This is a genomic window from Alicyclobacillus acidiphilus NBRC 100859 (assembly GCF_001544355.1).
Taxonomy (GTDB): domain Bacteria; phylum Bacillota; class Bacilli; order Alicyclobacillales; family Alicyclobacillaceae; genus Alicyclobacillus; species Alicyclobacillus acidiphilus.
The window spans coordinates 1-18,933 of sequence record NZ_BCQI01000065.1 but is presented as its reverse complement, the minus strand read 5'-3'; the positions used below and the strand labels follow the sequence as shown (position 1 = coordinate 18,933).

General features: G+C 52.9%; 19 protein-coding genes. All 19 read left to right on the top strand.

Features of this window, described 5'->3' with window-relative positions; translation table 11 throughout:
* Nucleotides 1-331: 331 nt before the first annotated feature.
* Complete coding sequence (locus AAC01S_RS15665) at nucleotides 332-1,570, top strand: MFS transporter (RefSeq protein ID WP_245630254.1); 1,239 nt, start codon at nucleotides 332-334, stop codon at nucleotides 1,568-1,570.
* A gap of 205 nt (nucleotides 1,571-1,775) precedes the next feature.
* Entirely contained in the window at nucleotides 1,776-2,573 is a 798-nt protein-coding gene (locus tag AAC01S_RS15660; RefSeq protein ID WP_083511873.1) for an ABC transporter ATP-binding protein, read from the top strand.
* Nucleotides 2,574-2,634: 61 nt separating this feature from the next.
* A complete protein-coding gene (locus tag AAC01S_RS15655; RefSeq protein ID WP_083511875.1) occupies nucleotides 2,635-3,480 on the top strand; it encodes an ABC transporter permease in 846 nt (281 codons plus the stop codon).
* 179 nt (nucleotides 3,481-3,659) lie between these two features.
* Entirely contained in the window at nucleotides 3,660-4,670 is a 1,011-nt protein-coding gene (locus AAC01S_RS15650) for an aliphatic sulfonate ABC transporter substrate-binding protein (protein ID WP_067624551.1), read from the top strand.
* Between the two features lie 129 nt (nucleotides 4,671-4,799).
* On the top strand, nucleotides 4,800-5,264 hold the full coding sequence (locus AAC01S_RS15645) for a GNAT family N-acetyltransferase (RefSeq protein WP_083511874.1): 465 nt from the start codon (nucleotides 4,800-4,802) through the stop codon (nucleotides 5,262-5,264).
* A 16-nt stretch (nucleotides 5,265-5,280) separates the two neighbouring features.
* Entirely contained in the window at nucleotides 5,281-6,066 is a 786-nt protein-coding gene (locus tag AAC01S_RS15640; RefSeq protein ID WP_067624545.1) for a VOC family protein, read from the top strand.
* 17 nt (nucleotides 6,067-6,083) lie between these two features.
* Nucleotides 6,084-7,490 carry an MBL fold metallo-hydrolase gene (locus AAC01S_RS15635; RefSeq protein WP_067624542.1) on the top strand — a complete coding sequence of 469 codons (1,407 nt, stop codon included), beginning with the start codon at nucleotides 6,084-6,086 and terminating at the stop codon, nucleotides 7,488-7,490.
* 185 nt (nucleotides 7,491-7,675) lie between these two features.
* The gene (locus AAC01S_RS15630) at nucleotides 7,676-8,428 is read left to right on the top strand and encodes a GntR family transcriptional regulator (protein WP_067624539.1); all 753 of its coding nucleotides are present in this window, start codon (nucleotides 7,676-7,678) and stop codon (nucleotides 8,426-8,428) included.
* Nucleotides 8,429-8,683: 255 nt separating this feature from the next.
* Nucleotides 8,684-9,544, top strand: coding sequence for a transporter substrate-binding domain-containing protein (locus AAC01S_RS15625; RefSeq protein WP_067624536.1), 861 nt, complete (start codon nucleotides 8,684-8,686; stop codon nucleotides 9,542-9,544).
* 57 nt (nucleotides 9,545-9,601) lie between these two features.
* Nucleotides 9,602-10,381: an amino acid ABC transporter permease gene (locus AAC01S_RS15620; protein WP_067624533.1), complete on the top strand. Its 780-nt coding sequence runs from the start codon at nucleotides 9,602-9,604 to the stop codon at nucleotides 10,379-10,381.
* Nucleotides 10,378-11,088: an amino acid ABC transporter permease gene (locus AAC01S_RS15615; RefSeq protein WP_067624530.1), complete on the top strand. Its 711-nt coding sequence runs from the start codon at nucleotides 10,378-10,380 to the stop codon at nucleotides 11,086-11,088. The genes AAC01S_RS15620 and AAC01S_RS15615 overlap by 4 nt, the downstream gene beginning before the upstream one ends.
* Nucleotides 11,085-11,876, top strand: a complete 792-nt coding sequence (locus AAC01S_RS15610) for an amino acid ABC transporter ATP-binding protein (RefSeq protein ID WP_067624525.1) — start codon at nucleotides 11,085-11,087, stop codon at nucleotides 11,874-11,876. The genes AAC01S_RS15615 and AAC01S_RS15610 overlap by 4 nt, the downstream gene beginning before the upstream one ends.
* On the top strand, nucleotides 11,869-13,203 hold the full coding sequence (locus AAC01S_RS15605) for an LLM class flavin-dependent oxidoreductase (RefSeq protein ID WP_067624523.1): 1,335 nt from the start codon (nucleotides 11,869-11,871) through the stop codon (nucleotides 13,201-13,203). Before AAC01S_RS15610 ends, AAC01S_RS15605 begins: the two co-directional genes overlap by 8 nt.
* A gap of 22 nt (nucleotides 13,204-13,225) precedes the next feature.
* A complete protein-coding gene (locus AAC01S_RS15600; RefSeq protein ID WP_067624520.1) occupies nucleotides 13,226-14,236 on the top strand; it encodes an LLM class flavin-dependent oxidoreductase in 1,011 nt (336 codons plus the stop codon).
* A gap of 67 nt (nucleotides 14,237-14,303) precedes the next feature.
* Complete coding sequence (locus tag AAC01S_RS15595; protein WP_083511870.1) at nucleotides 14,304-14,777, top strand: DinB family protein; 474 nt, start codon at nucleotides 14,304-14,306, stop codon at nucleotides 14,775-14,777.
* Between the two features lie 274 nt (nucleotides 14,778-15,051).
* On the top strand, nucleotides 15,052-16,119 hold the full coding sequence (locus AAC01S_RS15590) for a sulfate ABC transporter substrate-binding protein (RefSeq protein WP_067624518.1): 1,068 nt from the start codon (nucleotides 15,052-15,054) through the stop codon (nucleotides 16,117-16,119).
* On the top strand, nucleotides 16,116-16,979 hold the full coding sequence (gene cysT, locus AAC01S_RS15585; RefSeq protein ID WP_067624515.1) for a sulfate ABC transporter permease subunit CysT: 864 nt from the start codon (nucleotides 16,116-16,118) through the stop codon (nucleotides 16,977-16,979). The genes AAC01S_RS15590 and cysT overlap by 4 nt, the downstream gene beginning before the upstream one ends.
* Nucleotides 16,979-17,779 carry a sulfate ABC transporter permease gene (locus tag AAC01S_RS15580; RefSeq protein ID WP_067624513.1) on the top strand — a complete coding sequence of 267 codons (801 nt, stop codon included), beginning with the start codon at nucleotides 16,979-16,981 and terminating at the stop codon, nucleotides 17,777-17,779. Before cysT ends, AAC01S_RS15580 begins: the two co-directional genes overlap by 1 nt.
* Nucleotides 17,776-18,810, top strand: a complete 1,035-nt coding sequence (locus AAC01S_RS15575) for an ABC transporter ATP-binding protein (protein WP_083511869.1) — start codon at nucleotides 17,776-17,778, stop codon at nucleotides 18,808-18,810. Before AAC01S_RS15580 ends, AAC01S_RS15575 begins: the two co-directional genes overlap by 4 nt.
* Nucleotides 18,811-18,933: the final 123 nt, after the last annotated feature.

The following is an 18,933-nucleotide window of genomic DNA, read 5'->3' as shown; positions in this document are numbered from 1 at the left end:
GTATGACTACAAATCCAATTGTACGCGCGTTATTTTGCTTGAACAAGAAAGAAACTCCATCAAAAACTTCCCTCATTCGACACCTGCGTTGGACTTGCGTGGTCTCCATGCGTCGAAGTCAAGCGAGTGAGTTTTATCAAGTGCGGCATTTTGGTGATACTTCACCCATCCTGTCGAGATATGTTTCCGACGTGATCGAACATCGCAACAAAAAGCTTCATCGAATCGTACAAGAAATGTCCGCGCGAAACATGCCTTTGATGTGGTATATTTCTATAATCGAAATATACATTCGTGAATACATACACACATCAAAAAGGTTTTGATTGAGATGATTGAAGATCAGCAAGCAGTACCAGCAAGGACTTCGTGGAAGACTATTCTTTGGATCATGGCGGCTGTTCAGTTTTGCATGTCTATCGCCTTTTCCAGTTCGAATCCGTTTATGGCGCTGTATGTCGAGCAACTTGGCGTGCATAATGTTCGCCACGTCGAGTTGCTCACCGGAATCGTTCAAGGCATGACACCCCTCATGGCAGCGCTGATGTCCCCGTTTTGGGGCACGTTGTCGGATCGAAGCGGACGCAAGATGATGGTGCTGAGATCGACTATCGCCATCGCCATTTTTACGGGTATTCTCGGTTTAGCTCAAAATACGTGGGAACTCATTGTGATTCGAGCGCTGCAGGGCTCGTTCAGCGGGTTCTCGGCGGCCTCCATCGCGCTTGTGGCTAGCGTCATTCCACAGGAAAGACTTGGTTTCTCGCTAGGGTGGATTCAAACGTCCAGTATGATTGGGACACTCGTTGGGCCTCTGTTGGGCGGTGTTGCCGCAGACTATACTCACAACTATCACATGGTGTTCTTTCTTACGACCATTTTCGCCTTCATCGCGTTTAGTATCACCTTGGTGTTTGTGAAGGAACCACAAGGTCCTCGTGTGAATACGAAGAAGAAACCATCTTTGATCGGTCAATTTAAGGCGATTAGACGGCTGAAAACCGTTCAGTCCATGTTTGTGGTTTTGTTCTTGACCCAATTCACCGTGATGAGTGTCCAACCTGTGCTATCCGTATTTATGAAGCAATTAGCTGGAAACGTGAGTTACTTGAACACCATTGCCGGCTTTGCCTTTGCTGTGACGGGCCTTGCGGATCTGATTGCATCTCCGTTTCTTGGGAAGCGAAGCGATACCATCGGATACAGGCGCGTGCTGATCATTTGCATGACTGGCGCGGGACTGTTCTATTTGCCCCAAGCGCTGTCGCCGAACATTTGGGTCTTTGTCGCGTCCAGGTTTGGGCTCGGCATGTTCATCGGTGGTATTTTGCCGACCGCCAATGCTTTGATTGGCCGCATGACGCCATCCGATCAACGCGGACAGATTTACGGTTTCACTTCAAGTGCCACGTTTCTTGGGAGTTTCGCCGGCCCGTTGTTAGGCGGCGTCGGTTCCGCGTTTATGGGAATACGTTGGATGCTCGGGGTGGCTGGGGCACTGTACATCTGCAATATGCTTTGGGTGGTGTTCAAAGTTCGCGAACCGAGCCATTTTGCAGACGAGACGTGAGGCGTATGATAAATCGTAGTTGACAAATGGACTTAATCGGAATAGTATCGAGTTAACTTCATACGGCTGATCGGACGACCGAAGGCCCACTTCATGCTGAGTTAGACCGAAGGGTTCTAGCGCTTGGCAGAGGTGGGTCTTTTGCTGTTTGTGACGCAGCCGATGACTTGCCCAGAGAGTGGGCATGCCACTGGGAGGTTGTCGAGTGTCAGAATCGAGTCTGTATTTGAATCGAATTACGAAGGTTTTTCGATCGCCCCAGGGTGACGTGCATGCGCTCAGGGACGTCCAGTTGGTCATCGATCCCGGCGAATTTTTAACCGTCATCGGACCGAGTGGATGTGGAAAGAGCACTCTCCTGAAGATCATCGCCGGGCTCGATACGGACTACGACGGCGAGGTTCGTCTGGGCGAGCGAACATTGTCTAAACCTGGGACGGATCGTGGATTTGTCTTTCAGGAACATCGGCTCTTTCCGTGGCTGAATGTGGAACAGAATATCGCCGCGAATCTGTCCCTCAAAGACCCGAAAGTAAAAAAGCAAGTACAGGAATTGATCGATCTCGTTCGTCTAAACGGGTTTGAACGGGCATATCCCCGGGAACTCTCTGGCGGGATGTCGCAGCGCGTCGCCATTGCCCGGGCGCTGTTGCGCAATCCGGAAGTCTTGCTGCTCGACGAGCCGTTCGGCGCGCTTGACGCGTTCACGCGCGCACATCTCCAGGAGGTCATTCGGGACATCTGGCTGACGAAGAGGACGACCATGATCCTTGTGACGCACGATATCGACGAGGCCATTGTGTTGGCGGGGCGCGTCGTCGTGATGACGTCGAGACCTGGACGGCTCCACAAGGTGATCCCCGTGCCGATGCCGCATCCGCGGAATCGGGCAAGCTCTGTGTTTCAAGAAGTGCGGAGCCTATTGTTGGAGGAACTCGAACCGACACTGCATGACAAGCAGAAACCACGGTATGCAAACCGTGAAGTGCTGCCGTCTGGATGATCGATTCGATGATTGATTAGGAAGCGCGAGGTGTGTGGATGTGTCCAGCAAAGAATCGAGCATGTTAACAGCAATCTCCCCGGACCTTCCGAAATTGCCTGATGAGCCGCAATTGGGAGGGCGTCAACGCGGAAGAACGCAAAATCGCGCGCTTGCGACGTTTTTCCGGGGAATCGCGTTGCCGCTTGTTGCGGTCGCTGTCTGGCAATTGATCGGATCGATGGGGTGGGTGCAGCCTGTGTTGCTGCCTTCTCCGTTCGCTATCCTGAAAGCCTTCGTACAGCTTGGGCAAACCGGAGAACTGTGGCGGGATCTGGGCATCAGTGTATTCCGTGTCGTGGTCGGCTTCGTCATCGGCGGGGGGCTCGGGCTTTTAGCCGGAATCGGCGCTGGGTTGTGGAAAGGGGTCGAGCAGGTACTGGATCCGACCTTTCAGACCTTGCGGACGATCCCACACTTGGCGATCACGCCGCTTTTCATTCTGTGGTTTGGCCTCGGGGAATCCTCGAAGATTTCATTGATTGCATTTGGCGCGTTTTTTCCGCTCTACATCAACGCTTTCATGGGTATTCGCAACGTTGATAGGAAATTGTTCGATGTCACTCGCGTTCTCGACTTCAGCAGGCGACAGCAACTGGTGAAGCTGGTGATACCGGGAGCGATGCCGAATATCCTCATTGGATTGCGGCTCTCATTAGGGGTCGCCTGGCTCACACTGATTGTCGCTGAGCTCATGGGCTCGAATTCTGGGGTCGGCTATCTGATTGAAAACGCGACGCAATTCTCTCAAACATCGTATGTATTCGTCGGGATCGTGATATTTGCGGTTGTCGGCAAGCTGTCCGACTCGCTGGTTCGTATGTTCGAACGCCGATTGCTCCAATGGAGAGATACCTATTCTGGTTAAATTCCTTGTTGACATAGTTGAATAGTCGTGTTTATAGTTGGGTTAGTGAATAGATGAATGTGTCGACCGAACCGTCGGAGACACCGTGTAGGCGTGATTGAGCGCTTATCGGTGTCTCTTTTTTTATACGGGAGCTCGCGAGACGCAAATGGTTGACCAAACAGAGGGGGCATATGGACATGAAAAATCTGTTGACGAAAGCGGCTGTGACAACGGGACTTCTCGCACTGCAGGCATCGTTCGTGTTGGGTACAGGAACCGTGCAAGCTGCCACGGAGAACGATCACGTCACGGTCAACATTGGTTACCAAGAATCTGCCGGGCCATTTCTCTTGGCTCTGAAAAAGGGTTGGTTTACGAGCGCGTTTGCGAAGTTGGGTGCGAAGATCAACTGGTACACATTTCAAAGTGGACCCGCATTCTTCACGGCCATCGCATCGAATCATCTGGACTTTGGCGGCGTGGGCAATACCCCGGTGGTCGTGGGCCAAGCTTCCAACGTTCAATTCAAGGAGATTGCGGTCACGGGGCTCGGATCCAACAGTGAAGGGCTGCTTGTTCCGGCCAATAGTCCCATCCACAGCATGGCGGATTTGAAAGGCAAGAAAATCGCGGTTGCTCCAGGAAGCTCAGCGTACAATTTCTTGTATCAAGCCCTGAACAAGGCGAAATTGCAACCGTCGCAGGTAACTATCGAGCAACTCCAGCCTAACGAAGCGGAGTCTGCCTTTGATTCACACAAGATCGACGCTTGGGCGATTTGGGATCCATATCTGTCGACAGAGGTCGTGCAGCACAAGGCCAAGGTGCTGGAGGGCGTGGCGGATTTGAACCTGAAGAACACAGAATTCTCGATTGCCCGGACCGCATTTATCCAACAGCATCCGAAGCTCACCGAGACATACCTTCAGGTGCTTGAAAAGGCGACAGCATGGCAGAAAGCCCATCCGTCACAAGCCATCGCGCTCTATTCGCAGATTCTGAATGTGCCTAAATCGGTGATCGCGCACGATCTCGTCGACGCTCCGCCGGTCGTTCAACCAGTGACGAACGACATTATCCAGCAGCAGCAGAGTATCGCGAACTTCCTGTACAGCCAGCACGTCATCACAACCAAAGTGGACGTTTCCAAGGTTGTCGACAATACATTCGTGAACGCGACGTTAAAAAACAATTCGAAATCGAAGTAGTCTGTGCGTCAAGGTTTGACGCGCCGACCGAACATTCGGAGGCAGATGTTGCGCATGATGTTCATGCCGCCATCTGCCCTTTTCACATGGTTGAACAAATCCAAAATCACGGTGAAGGCGGGGACATTCATGAGCAGGCACATTGTCACGGGTATTGAAGATGTGAGGAGTCAGGATGCTGAATGGTTGATTCGTGAACTTAGCGACGAATTGGCTCGCTTATACCAGACAACCGATGGATCGGCAGGGTTTAGGCCCGAAGACGTCGAGGTTCCTCGTGCCGCGTTTGTCGTGGCTCGTATCGATGGACAGCCGGCCGGTTGTGGGGCTTTACGTCCGTTGGATGAGTCACATGCTGAAGTGAAACGCATGTACACACGCCCGGAGTATCGGCGCAATGGCGTGGCACAGGCGATCCTGGCAGAAATTGAGCGTGCTGCGAAGCAATTTGGATACAGAAGTATCAAACTGCAAACTGGGCCTTTGCAGCCGGAGGCCGTACAACTCTACGAACGTGTGGGTTATCGACGTATTCCCCGATACAGCGGCAATTGGGATCAAGTCATCGCGTTTCAGAAGGATTTGGAAGCTTAACGAGGAGGCGGTTGCTTTGATCCTCGGTGTTGATCATATAATTCAAATTGTGAGAGATCCGCTCGCGTTGTGTGCCGGACTCAGGTTGCTTCCCCCTTCGTCGATTGTTTCCGTATCCGGCCTGGATCATCACAGGGTTGGCCAATTGGCCGTGTTCAGCAATACTTATGTGGAATACTGTACGGCAGAATCCTTTGATCAGATGAGCCCGACCAAACACTCGCTTCAGACAAGTTCAAAGAGGTTGGGTGTCATTTCCGGGCGGCACGACGCGGTCGTCGCCATTCGTGTCAGCGATGCAGACGAGATTGCGAAGCGTCTGAGAGAAGGTGGATTTCTTGTCGAGGGGCCATTGTATGGTCAGGCAGATTCCACTGGTTTTGAGTCCGTCATTGTGATTCCTCATGCCAAACCCAGCTCGATGCCGTTGCCGATCTTCGTCCAACGCGAGTCCAATCCAGACAGCACCCTTGAGCCCGTCGATGTGTGCAAGGCGGCCAACAGCTTGCAACTGCGGAACATCGGTGTCGCGACCTCAAATTTGCCTCAAGTTGTCGAAACATGGGCGAAACTTCTAGACAGGCGTCCGGCAGAGAGTTGGATTCAGGAGGATCTGGACGCGTATTGTGTTCGAATCTCATTGGATGATCATGTGCACATCATGTTTTGCACGCCGGTACGCGACGGTGTTGTATCCGACGCATTGAGAGAGCGCGGCGATCACGTCTTCATGCTCAACATCACCGGAAGTCGATGTCAACTTGATACGGATATCTACGGGATGATGTATCGTCTGATGTAATTGGGAGGAGAATCAACATGTTCTTGCGCTATGTGTATTACGACGGACTCGCGCAAACATCGTACCTGGTGGGATGTCAATCATCGGGGCAAGCCATCGTAATCGATCCATCGCGTCACATTCAACAGTACGTGGACTTGGCGAACAGGGAGGGCATGCGCATCGTCGGCGTCTGCGAGACGCACATCCATGCTGATTTTGTCTCTGGAGCCAAGCAATTTGCCGAACAGTACGGAGTAACGCTGTACCTGTCAGGTGAAGGCGGAGCGGACTGGCAGTACGAATACTTGGATGGGCTCCCGCACGTGTTATTGCATGATGGCCACGAGTTTCGCATCGGCAATTTGTTGTTCCGCGTCTTGCACACGCCAGGACATACCCCTGAACACATATCGTTCCTGCTTACAGATGAATCATCCGCTGCAAAGCAGCCGATAGGCTTATTTTCCGGCGATTTCGTTTTCGTAGGAGACGTTGGACGTCCGGATTTGCTGGAAAAATCGGTAGGTATCGCCGGGACGTCAACGGAGATGGCCGGGAAAATGTACGACTCGTTACAACGACTCCGTCTGCTGCCTGACTTTCTTCAAATTTGGCCGGGACATGGCGCCGGCAGTTCCTGCGGACGCGCTCTCGGCGCTGTTCCGTCGACCACGCTTGGATATGAAAAGATTGCAAATTGGGCGTTCCAAGAACTTGACCGCGACGAATTCATTCAAAGACTGCTGTCTGGACAACCTCAACCTCCGAAATACTTCGCGAAAATGAAGCAGGTCAACCGACAGGGACCGGATCGTCTCCCCACGATTGAGCCTACTCAGTTCACATCTATCTCGAAGACAACGCTGTCTCTTTGGGCTGAGCGCGGCGTGATACTCGACGTGCGGCCGAGCCGGGACTTCGCTGATTCACATGTCAGAGGGTCGCTGAATATTCCATACGGCAAATCGTTTTTGACGTGGGCAGGCTCTTTGCTGTCGTACGATAAGGCCATTTACTTGATTGGGGATGAACGCGTGATCCCTTCCGTTATACGAGATTTGCAGGCGATTGGGATGGATGGTGTGGAAGGGTGGTTGGACTGGGAGACGTCCCGGTCACAACTGGACGAAAGCGTATTCCAATCGTATCGGCGTATCGATGCCGCGGCAGCTAAGACGTTGGTCGACGAACGGAAATTCACCGTTCTCGACGTCAGAAACCTCGATGAATGGAATGCCGGGCACGTCGATGGGGCTATTCGAATCGCGGTGACGGACTTGCCTGCAAAAGTGCACGATATTCACGCGGAGCGGCCAGTGCTCGTACATTGTCAATCTGGTTACCGATCCGCCATCGCCGCCAGCATTCTTCAAGCGAACGGCATGGAAGAAGTCTGGGACCTAACCGGTGGATATCATTCCTGGAAGCAAGTCGAAGCGTGATTGGACATACCGCGATTCTTGGCGTCATATGGAACGTCATACGGATTCGAAATGGAATCCGATTATAGGCCGATCAGTCCTCTGAAGGCCCTCTTTGACCCGTTTTTGGGCGAGGAGGGCCTTCATGTTTTCTTGATTCAAACCAGTCGAGATTTTGTTTGTTGCGTGAGATGGGGAATGAGGATATGAAAACAAGTGTGCCGTTGTACCATCGCCTAAAAAGCGATCTGATTCGCGATATTCAATCGAACAAATGGGAGATTGGAGAGAAGATTCCATCCGAGTCGGAATTGGCTGTCGAGCACGGCGTCAGCCGGATCACGGTACGTCAGGCCATTGGCGACCTGGTATCGATGGGGTATTTAATTCGACATCAGGGCAAAGGGACCTATGTGGCTAAGCAAAATCGCTCAGTGGCGGTTTCACGGCTGCAAGGATTCGCCGAAGAACTAAGAGTGGCTGGCAAACAAGTCGCCCTAGCTGTAAAGGATGTACAAGCAGTCGCGTGTTCCGAGCGGGTATCGAAGCGGTTGGACATACCTGACACGACCGAAGTGATCCGAATATCGCGAATCGCTTCCGTGGAGGGATCGCCCATTTTCCGAGAGACGTCTTTTCTCGTGCCTCCAACCCCAAATGCGGTGGATGAATTGGGGGAGGATTCGGAGGCGCACCATTCCATTTACGGCTTTTTCGAACGGTACGGAGTTCGAATTGCGTACGGAAGCCAAGAAATCTACGCCGAGCGCGCGAACTACGGTGATCGTGATGAATTGATGGTCGGGTTCGATGAACCCATCTTGGTCATCTGCCGGCTCACGTTTGACCATACCGGCACACCGGTCGAATTTTCGGAGGTAAGATATCCGTCCAGCCGGTATCAATATCGGGTGAACTTGACACGAAGTGGTGAATATCTAGGGGCATACGTGTTATGACGACATGCAAGGTTCCTGAAATTCTTGGACCAAATGCTTGGCCATGGTTGACGGTGGTTTTGGAAGTCCATATAGTGAACGTATAAGTGGATTAAACCTATTCGAATACAAGGAATAGGCGAGTCGACCGGACTTCTGGAGGCTCTCAGGTGCCATACGGCATTTGAGGGCCTTTTTGGTTCTCCCACTTTGTGAGAAAACCAGTCCAACCCATTCGAATGTAGATCAAGCAGGCAAACAGATAGGGGGATATTGATGAAGAAAGCGTATTGGTTGTCCGGGGTGTTTGCAGTCGCCGCAGCGGTAGGTGTAGCGGGTGTGGCGTTGACGTCGCATGGGACAGTGAATCGTGCGGCAAACGGGGGGACAATCGGCGCGGCGAGTACCTCCAATGTGCAAACCGTGGTCGTGGGAACAAGCCCGGACTTTCCAGATGTGACCTTCTACAACACGAAGGGCCAGTTGACTGGCTTCGATATCGAACTGGTCAAAGACATCGACAAACTGCTCCCTTCCTACCAATTCAAGTTCCAGACGATGGATTTTCCGGATCTGTTGTTGAGCTTGCAAACGCGAAAGATCGATATGGTTGCCAATGAGATGGAAATCAATGCTGAGCGCAAGCAAAAATACCTTTTCAACAAAATTCCTTACGCGTATTGGAAGACGTACATCATCGTCGCAAAAGGCAACAATTCGATCCATTCATTGAACGATCTCGCAGGCAAGAAAGTACTCACGACAGCCACCACGGCGGAAGCCGATATTCTGCAGGCTTATAACAATACGCACAGCAAAAAAATCGACATCGTGTACGAGAGCGGCGCTGCGGATGATACGGTCAACCAAATTACGTCCGGTCGCGTTGTGGCGACGTTAGGTGCCGACTTTTCACTCTCACTCATCGATCCTCAACACAAGTTGAAAATCACCGGCTCACCGTTGGCGGTGTCACCTGTCGACTTTGTATTTCGCAAGGACGATCCGGCGGAACAGAAGCTCGCCAACCAGGTTGACGCGGCTTTGAAGAAGCTCATCGCGAATGGGACACTTTCGAAGTTGAGTGTGCAATGGCTGGGCGCAGATTATACGAAAAATCTTCCGTCTCATTCGTGACTGCGAACCATGGCGTCCCTGAACTGTATTCAGATTGGGTGAGAGGTGAGTTCACATATGGCCCCGTTTGACGTCACGTACATCTTTCTGTTTATTCCGAAGTTACTGTCAACGATTGGGGTAACGTTTGTCATTGTTGGTGGAGCCATTGTGATTGGCGTGATCGTAGGCGTGATTGTCGCACTGCCTCGACTCTATCACGTTCCGGTTGTGAAACGGATCTCCCAGGTGTATGTATCGTTCTTTCGAGGAACGCCTATCCTCATCCAACTCTTTCTCATTTACTACGGATTGCCGGAACTCGTGCAAGGACTCGGTATCAATCTGTCCAAGGTCCCGGTTCTCTACTTTGTGGTATTCACCTATGGATTGAACAACGCGGCATTCTTTTCTGAAACCATCCGCGCGTCTGTCACTGCCGTCGATAGGGGACAGGTGGAAGCGGGTTACTCAATCGGCATGACTGGCTGGCAGTCGCTGCGGAGAATCGTACTTCCTCAAGCCCTGGGGATCGCTGTACCCGTTGCGGCCAACTTGGTCATTGCCCTGCTCAAGGACACGTCTCTCGCATTTTCGCTGGGGGTTATGGAATTGACGGGAAAAGCGCAGTCGCTTGGCACCATCACGCAGCATTTCATCGAAGCCTATGTTGCCCTGGCAGTCATCTATTTGGGCGTAAGCATCGCTTTGGAGAAATTGTTTGGCGTTTGGGAACGCCGCCTGTTGCGATATGACCTGGCGAATCATCGGCTGCGGGACGCGTTGCTTTGGCGTAGGGCGTCATTCCGCCGGGGGGGCGACGCGATTGGCATGGGCAAGGAGGAGATGAGCGCGTGACCATCGATCTCGGATTTATGTGGACGGCGTTCATTCAACTCCTCTCCGCCGTCCCCGTGACACTTCTGATTACTGGCGTGTCCGTGGTCTGCGGATTTCTGATTGGCGCAGTGATTGCCTTGATTCGGATGAATCGCGTGCCCATCCTCCATCCGATTGCGGTTTCGTATGTGACGTTCATTCGTGGAACACCCATGCTGGTCCATCTGCTGCTCATCTACTATGGACTGCCGATGTTGATCGACGCCGTTGCCAAAGAGGTCGGCTCGGGATTTCGAGCTGCCTCGATTCCGATGATCGATTTCGTATTCTTGGCCTTCTCGATCACGTCGAGCGCGTACATGGCAGAAGTGATACGCTCTGGGCTGCTCGCTGTCGATAGGGGACAGTTGGAGGCCGCCCATTCCGTAGGAATGACCACCATGCAAGCGATGTATCGCATTGTCCTGCCGCAAGCTTTTGCTGCAAGTCTGCCGAATCTCGCCAACAACGTGATCGGCATGTTGCACGGCTCGACGTTGGCTTTCACGGTATCTGTGGTCGAGATTATGGCGAAGGCGCAAATCGTGGCGTCGACAAATTGGAAATTCCTAGAGTCCTACCTGGCGGCAGCCGTGATCTTCTGGGGACTGACTGTCTTGATTGAAAAAGCGACTGGCTTGCTGGAAGCCCGAGTGAATTTGTACAACCGAGGTGGTGTGGCATGATTCGGCTCTCACAAATCTCGAAATCCTTTGGCGAAGTCCAAGTGCTGAAGGGGATCGATTTAACGGTCAAGACCGGTGAAGTGGTCGCCATTCTCGGGCCTAGCGGATCGGGCAAGACGACGTTGCTCCGATGCGTGAATTATCTCGAACGACCCGATGACGGCGTGATTACCATAGGCGATTTTTCCGTGCGATGCAGGGAGGTGGGAAAGCGGGACATCCATCAGCTTCGCCAGAAGTCCGCCATGGTGTTCCAGCATTACAACTTGTTCAAGCACAAAACAGCGCTTGAAAACGTCATGGAGGGACTCGTCGTCGTGCGAAAAACCCCTGTCGACGACGCGAAGAAGCGAAGTATCGAGTTTCTCAAGAAGGTCGGACTAGGGGACAAATTGGACTCGTATCCGAGTCAATTGTCCGGCGGGCAACAGCAGCGAGTCGGTATTGCCCGAGCGCTTGCTTTGAATCCGGAGATTATCCTGTTCGACGAACCAACTTCGGCGTTGGATCCCGAACTCGTCGGTGAAGTGCTCGAAGTGATTCGAGAGATTGCGAAGGAAGGGATCACGATGCTCATTGTGACCCACGAAATGGGCTTTGCCAAGGAAATCGCCAACCATGTTCTGTTCATGGATGGCGGCAACGTCGTCGAGGAAGGCTCGCCTGACGATATATTCAACAATCCCAAGGAGGAGCGCACCAGGCAGTTTTTACAACGGCTCAGCCGCGAAGTTTCGACGCATTCCTCCATCAATCTGGTCGCGACAGGAGATGAAAATCATGGGTGAAAAACGCCGCTTGAAATTGGGGGCGATGCTGCATGGAGTGGGGAGCAGCACGTCGTTGTGGAGGCACCCCGAGATCCAGGCTGACGCCAGCACAAACTTCGAGTTGTACAAGACATGGGTACAGGTCGCCGAAGCAGGGAAGATGGACCTTGTATTTGTCGCGGACGGATTGTACATCAACGAGAAATCCATTCCCCATTTTCTGAATCGATTTGAGCCGTTGACGATTCTGAGCGCCTTGGCGAGCGTGAGCAAAAACATCGGTTTGGTGGGGACAGTGTCGACGTCGTACAGCGAGCCTTTCACGATTGCCAGACAGTTTGGCTCGTTGGACGTGATCAGCGGCGGGCGCGCCGGGTGGAACGTCGTGACGTCGCCGCTCGAAGGTTCGGCACTCAATTACGGGAAAAAAGAACACCCGGAACACGATCTGCGTTATCGAATTGCCACGGAATTTCTCGATGTCGTTCGGGGGCTTTGGGATTCTTGGGAGGACGACGCGTTTGTTCGCGACAAGGAAACGGGGGTATTTTTCAACCCTGAGAAAATGCACGTCCTGAATCACGAAGGCGAGTTTTTCTCTGTAAAGGGTCCATTGAACATCGCGCGATCGAAACAAGGACAGCCCGTGATTTTTCAAGCCGGATCGTCAGAAGTTGGGCGAGACTACGCCGCCAAGCACGCCGATGCAGTGTTCACAGGTCACGACAACTTCGACGACGCTGCCGCATTCTATCGCGATGTGAAGCGCAGGGCGCAAACATTCGGTCGAAATCCTGATCACGTCCTGATTTTTCCGGGCATCTCTCCGATTCTTGGCTCGACGGAACAAGAGGCGGAGCGCCGTTATCAGGAGGTCGCGAACCTGGTGTCCATCGAGAATGCGCTTGACTATCTGGGGCGATTCTTCGAACACCACGATTTCTCGCAGTACCCGTTGGATGAGCCCTTTCCTGACATCGGCGATTTGGGGCGCAACAGCTTTCGCAGCACGACAGACAAGATCAAGCGGAATGCCCGTGAGAACGGGTTGACACTGCGTCAAGTCGCCTTACAGGTCGCCACGCCTCGCAGCCAGTTTCTTGGGACGCCTGTTCAAATTGCGGACAAAATCCAGTCGTGGTTTGAGCAGGGAGCCGCTGACGGTTTCATGATTGGAGCCTCCGTTCCTCACGCGCTGGAGGATTTTGTTGAACACGTGATTCCCATTCTTCAGCAGAGGGGAATTTTCCGAAGCGAGTACGAGAGCGACACGTTGCGCGGCAACCTGGGGATTCCGATTCCTGAGAACCGCTACGCGAAGTCGGAATCGGGCGTCCAGGTGTAAGCAGGGGAAAGGAAGGTATTGCGTGGACATCAAATTGAGCATATTGGATCAAAGCCCGATTGGCGAAGGGGAGGATGCCTTCGCTGCGCTTCAGAATACGATCGCGCTGGCACAATTGGCGGATCGATTGGGCTACCATCGCTTTTGGGTATCGGAGCACCACGACTCCGAGCGGCTTGCCGGATCGTCACCGGAAGTGCTCATTGCCCATCTTTTGGCGAAGACCGAACGCATACGAATTGGTTCAGGCGGCGTTATGCTCCAGCATTACAGTCCCTACAAGGTCGCGGAGAACTTCAGCGTGTTGGCTGCACTTGCGCCGCGTCGGGTGGATCTTGGCATCGGCAGGGCCCCTGGAGGTCTGCCGCGCTCCACACAGGCCCTTCAACAGGATGTGGACGAGGCTACGCCGCTGTCTGAGAAGTTGGCTCAATTGCATCGATATTTGTACCAAGAACTTGATCCAGACCATCCATTGTACGGATTGCAGGTTACCCCGAAACCTCCCTATCCGCCTGAGATGTATCTGTTGGGCGCCAGTGACGCGAGCGCCCTTCTGGCCGCGGAACTGGGCCTCCCATATGTGTTTGCACAGTTTCTCAACGGAGACGAACAGGTTTTGCACAATGCTCTGAAGATCTACAGAACCAATTTCCGCGGTGGAGATGGAGCACTTCCTGAAGCCGTCCTGGCGCTTTCCGTTGTGGTGGCGGACACGGACGGAGAAGCCAAGGAACTGGCAGGCAACATGAAGAATGTGAAAGTCCGCTTGGCGAGTGGAAAATCCGTCACGGTCGGCACTGTCGAGCAAGCGGAAGAGTTCGGCCGACAGGCCAACGAACCATACACGGTTGAGGTGAAGGAGGCAAATATTCTTCACGGTTCTCCTGCGACGATTCGCGAACGGTTGCGTGAGATTGTCGAACGCACCCACATTCGAGAAGTGATTGCTTTAAACGCGATTCGTAACTTTGAATTGCGAGTTCGTTCCTACCAATTGCTCAAAGAGGCCGTCGACGCGGTGTATCATTAATGCTTTTACTTTCAGTACTATCAATCGGCAATATCGACAGTGAGCGGTTGAGGAAGGATGATCTAGAGTGGCCTCCAAGTTTTTTAACGACGATGAATATGAGCGGTTGCCGCAACAGCTAGCCGATGCGGTTCAGGGGTTGTCTCGCCAGCAGTTACAACGCAGACCTGCTCCAGGAAAATGGAGCATACTTGAAATTGTCTCTCACATCGAAGATCACGTGATCGCACAAGCGTTTCGAATCCGTAAAATGGTTTCAGAAGAGGCGGCTCAGCTGCCATCTGTGGATCAAGACGCATGGGTGACCCACTTGAACGCCAATGAACGAGATCCCGAGGAGATGCTTCAAACCATACGAGCAGTCAATCGCAGTAACGCGACACTGCTGTCGCGGTTGGGGCCTGACGATTGGGAGACGACGGCGCTCAATCCGAAAGGGGAAACCGTCAGATTGACGTCCGTTGTACAAGGATTTGTCGCTCACATTTTGCACCACGTTGATCAAATCCAACAGTTGGCCAAATCTAGCGAAGTACGGTGAAACATACACACACCGAAGCAGAAGATGATAAGACGCATCTTGGGAGGTTGAGCTCCAGCGGGCTCATCTCCCATTTTGTCGTGGTCACAGGACAGAGGTACCGAATGCGAGAAATGACGTCTCATCCGAATCTAGTCATTATGACATCATACTTATACTGATGTTATAACAATGTTGACAAAGTTAATCGGATTAGTAAGAATTAAGCCGAGGGGGATGCTCCCCCGTTCAGAGGTGAAATTTGTTGGGGGTCGTTCCCAAGGAGAGAATATTCATGAAGTCACGTACCGTGAAAATTGTTTCGGGGTTATCAGTGCTTGGTATTGGTGTCGCCGCCGTGGCAGTGACACAGTTTGCGGGAGCAACGTCGAAGTCGGTGCATTCACAGGCGGCAACGGGTGCAGCCAGCACCACGGCTTCGAAAGTCGTCACTTTGTATTTCGGTTCCTACAGCGTCACTCAAAATGTCTACGAGAAGCAGTTGTTTCCCGCCTTCGCAAAGTACTGGAAGGCAAAGACCGGCCAGACCGTGAAGTTTCAAGCTTCGTTCGATGGCGACGGTTCCGAGACGAAGAATATCGTGAATGGACTTCCCGTTGACGTAGCGGCGTTGTCCTTGGCTGGTGACATGGATCAAATTCAGCAGGCGGGACTGATTACTCACAATTGGGAGAACACGCCGACCAAAGGCATGGTGACGGATTCCATCGTCGCGATCGCCGTTCGCAAGGGCAACCCGAAGCACATTGAGACCTGGAGTGACTTGGCAAAGCCGGGGGTAGAGGTCGATCTGCCGAACCCAGCTACGTCGGGCGGCGCGAAATGGGACATCAACGCCATTTACTACGCGACAGAACGTACCAGTGGCGCGGCCGCTGCAAAATCCCTGCTCGAGAAAATCGTGAAAAACACCGTTGTTCTGGACAAGTCTGGGGACGCGTCTATGACCACCTTCGTCAACGGCACGGGTGACGCGGCGGTCAGTTATGAAAACTCGATTCTTGCGGCGAGCAACAATCTGAAGACCTTCGATGAGGTCATTCCAAGTACGACGCTGTTGATTGAAAATCCGATTGCGGTCATCGACAAGAACGTCGACAAGCACGGGGATCGACAAGTGGCGGAGGCGTTCGTCAATTGGCTCGAAACTGCGCCAGCCCAAAAGATCTATGAATCTGCCGGATTCCGTCCAGTCCTGAAGAGCCTGCAGGCGAGTGCGGCAAAGAAATTTAAGACGCCGGCACATCTGCTCACCATCAGCGAATTGGGTGGTTGGGATAAGATTAATCAACAACTGTATTCCACGAACGGAATCTGGAATCAAGTGTTGGCGGCGCAATGAGCAAGACGATAAAGAAGCGATTTACGTTTGCAACAGTTTCTGGATTTTTGCTTCTGCTCGTGGTGCTTCCGATTGGGTCCATTTTCGTCGACGCGTTTCAGGGAGGCTTTCACGCCTTCCTGTCCGCTGTCGCACAACCGATGAGCTTAGCGGCGTTGAAACTCACGGTGATCACGTCTTTGATTGCGGCGTTGATCAATACGATTGCAGGAACATTGGTGGCGTTCGGATTTGAACGCCATCGCATTCCCGGAAAAACGCTGCTCAACTCGGCGGTCGACATGCCGTTCGCCATTCCGACCACAGTCAGCGGTTTGACCTTTATTTTCCTGTACGGGCCAGCTTCGCCCATCGGGAAGTGGTTCGCGTCCCATGGCATTAAGCTGATGTTTTCTCCATTTGCCATTGTTCTTGCATTAGTCTTTATCACTTTCCCGTACACGATCCGATCCGTACAGCCACTGCTGGACGACTTGGACGGACGCATGGAGGAAGCGGCAAAGACGCTCGGTGCGTCGGGAGGAATGATCTTGCGGACGATTGTTCTTCCAACGGTTGCGCCAGGCGTCATCTCGGGGTTTACCCTAACGTTTAGCCGCGCGATGGCGGAGTTCGGTTCTGTAGTTCTGGTTTCTGGGAATTTGCCGATGCGGACACAGGTTTCATCCGTCTATTTGTACGGACTTTCACAAAACTATGACAACCAAGGGGCGGCGGCCATCTCGGTCGTGTTGCTCGTGATTTCCTTTATTGCTTTGGTGGCACAGTTCTACATCCTCCATCGGCAGCCTGGCGGACGTTCGACCGCAAGATCTTCGCGCATTCGCTGGTTTCAACGGGCCGACAGGGGGGTGGCTTGATGGCTCGGCGGGCAGGTTTGTTTGCTTTCGTATACGTGTGGTTCGCCATACTCATTGCGTTTCCCGTGGTCGGCATCTTGTTTGGAGCGTTCCAGTCCGGAGTTGGATCATTCATTCATCAATTGACAAATCCTGAAGCACTCTTCTCGCTCAAGTTGACCTTTGAGGTCACGGGATGTGCTCTCATTCTAAATACGGTGTTCGGGCTCATCATCGCGTTTGCCATCGCGTATCGGCAAATGTGGGGATGGCAAATCGCCAACGTCTTCGTCGACTTGCCGTTCGCCGTTTCGCCGGTGATCGCCGGGCTCGCACTCATTTTTGTGTATGGACCTAACACGTTCATCGGCGGCCTGTTGCAGAAAGGCGATATCAAATTGATGTTTGCCATGCCGGGCATGGTCATGGCGACCATGTTTGTGACGCTTCCGTTCGTCGTTCGCGAACTGGTGCCGACATTGCGGGAAGCGGGCAGATCTCAAGAGGAAGCGGCCAATACGCTCGGAGCTTCCGGGTGGCGGGTCTTTTGGTCGATCACGCTGCCGCAAATCAAGTGGAGTTTATTCTACGGGATGATCTTGACGATTGCGCGAGCGCTCGGCGAATTCGGTGCAGTGCTCGTCGTCTCCGGCAGCGTCATCATGTTGACCGAGACGGCGACGCTGTTTGTCTATCAATCTACGGTCAATGGAGACATGCAAGCGGCGTACGCAGTTTCCCTCGTCCTGGCGATCACGTCGTTCGTGATTCTGTTGATTCTGCAGTTCGTGAAGCGCAAGCAGGGAGTGAACCGCGCGTGAGCATTGAAATTCAAGATGTCGTCAAACATTTCCCTGGTTCCACGGTTGGGGCGCTCAATGGTGTCACGTTCACCGTGAATGAAGGAGAGATGATTGGTTTTCTCGGCCCAAGCGGCAGTGGCAAGACCACGTTGCTACGTTTGATTGCCGGCTTGGACACGCAGACGTCCGGTCATATTTCGATTCGTGGCCAACGAGTCGACCGAATCCCGCCGCAAAAGCGACAGGTGGGCGTCGTGTTTCAGAATTACGCATTGTTCAAGCACATGACTGTTTTTGACAATATTGCCTTCGGACTTCGCGTGCAACGCAGGAAATCGAGTGAAATCAAGAAACGTGTCATGGACCTGCTCGATCTCGTTCGACTGACGGGATTTGAGCACAGGTATCCTCATCAACTATCGGGTGGGCAAGCGCAGCGCGTCGCTTTGGCCCGCGCATTGGCTCCCGAACCGAGCGTATTGCTGCTCGATGAACCATTCGCTGCGATCGATACCAAAGTACGCCGCGAACTGCGCACTTGGGTTCGACAGATTCACGATGAAATTGGTATTACCAGCATATTTGTTACACATGACCAAGAGGAAGCGTTGGAAATCGCGGATCGGGTGCTGGTCCTGAACCAAGGCCGCGTCGAGCAATTTGATACCCCGGCGCAGGTCTACGATTCCCCTTCAAGTCTATTTGTTGCCGATTTTGTCGGGGAGTCCAACATCTTGGAGGGCGTCGTGGTTGACGGGATCGCCGAGATCGACGCATTGCAGTTCCAAGTGAAGGAGTACACGGATGGGCAACGTGTAAAAATCGTCTTTCGTCCCAATGAAATCCGCTTTGGAGACGATCTCTTTGGCCCCGGCCGCGTCGGGATCATTACTCGCATGACCTACAAGGGAAACTATTACGCCGTCGAGGTTCGGCTGCCCAGCGGGCGCCATCTTCAAGCGTATCTGGACCGAAACCTGGGCCAGCAGTACGAGATTGGTCAATCGGTGTCATTGAATATTGTCGATTTCAAGGTGTTTCAAGCGTGAATCGATTAGGGAGCCAGGGAGCCAGGGAGCCAAATAAGCGGTCCCAGGACGCTTAAGTGTGTCGAATCGTATGAACTGTGACGAATAAGCGGTCCACAGACGCTTAAATGGTTGAAGCCGCTC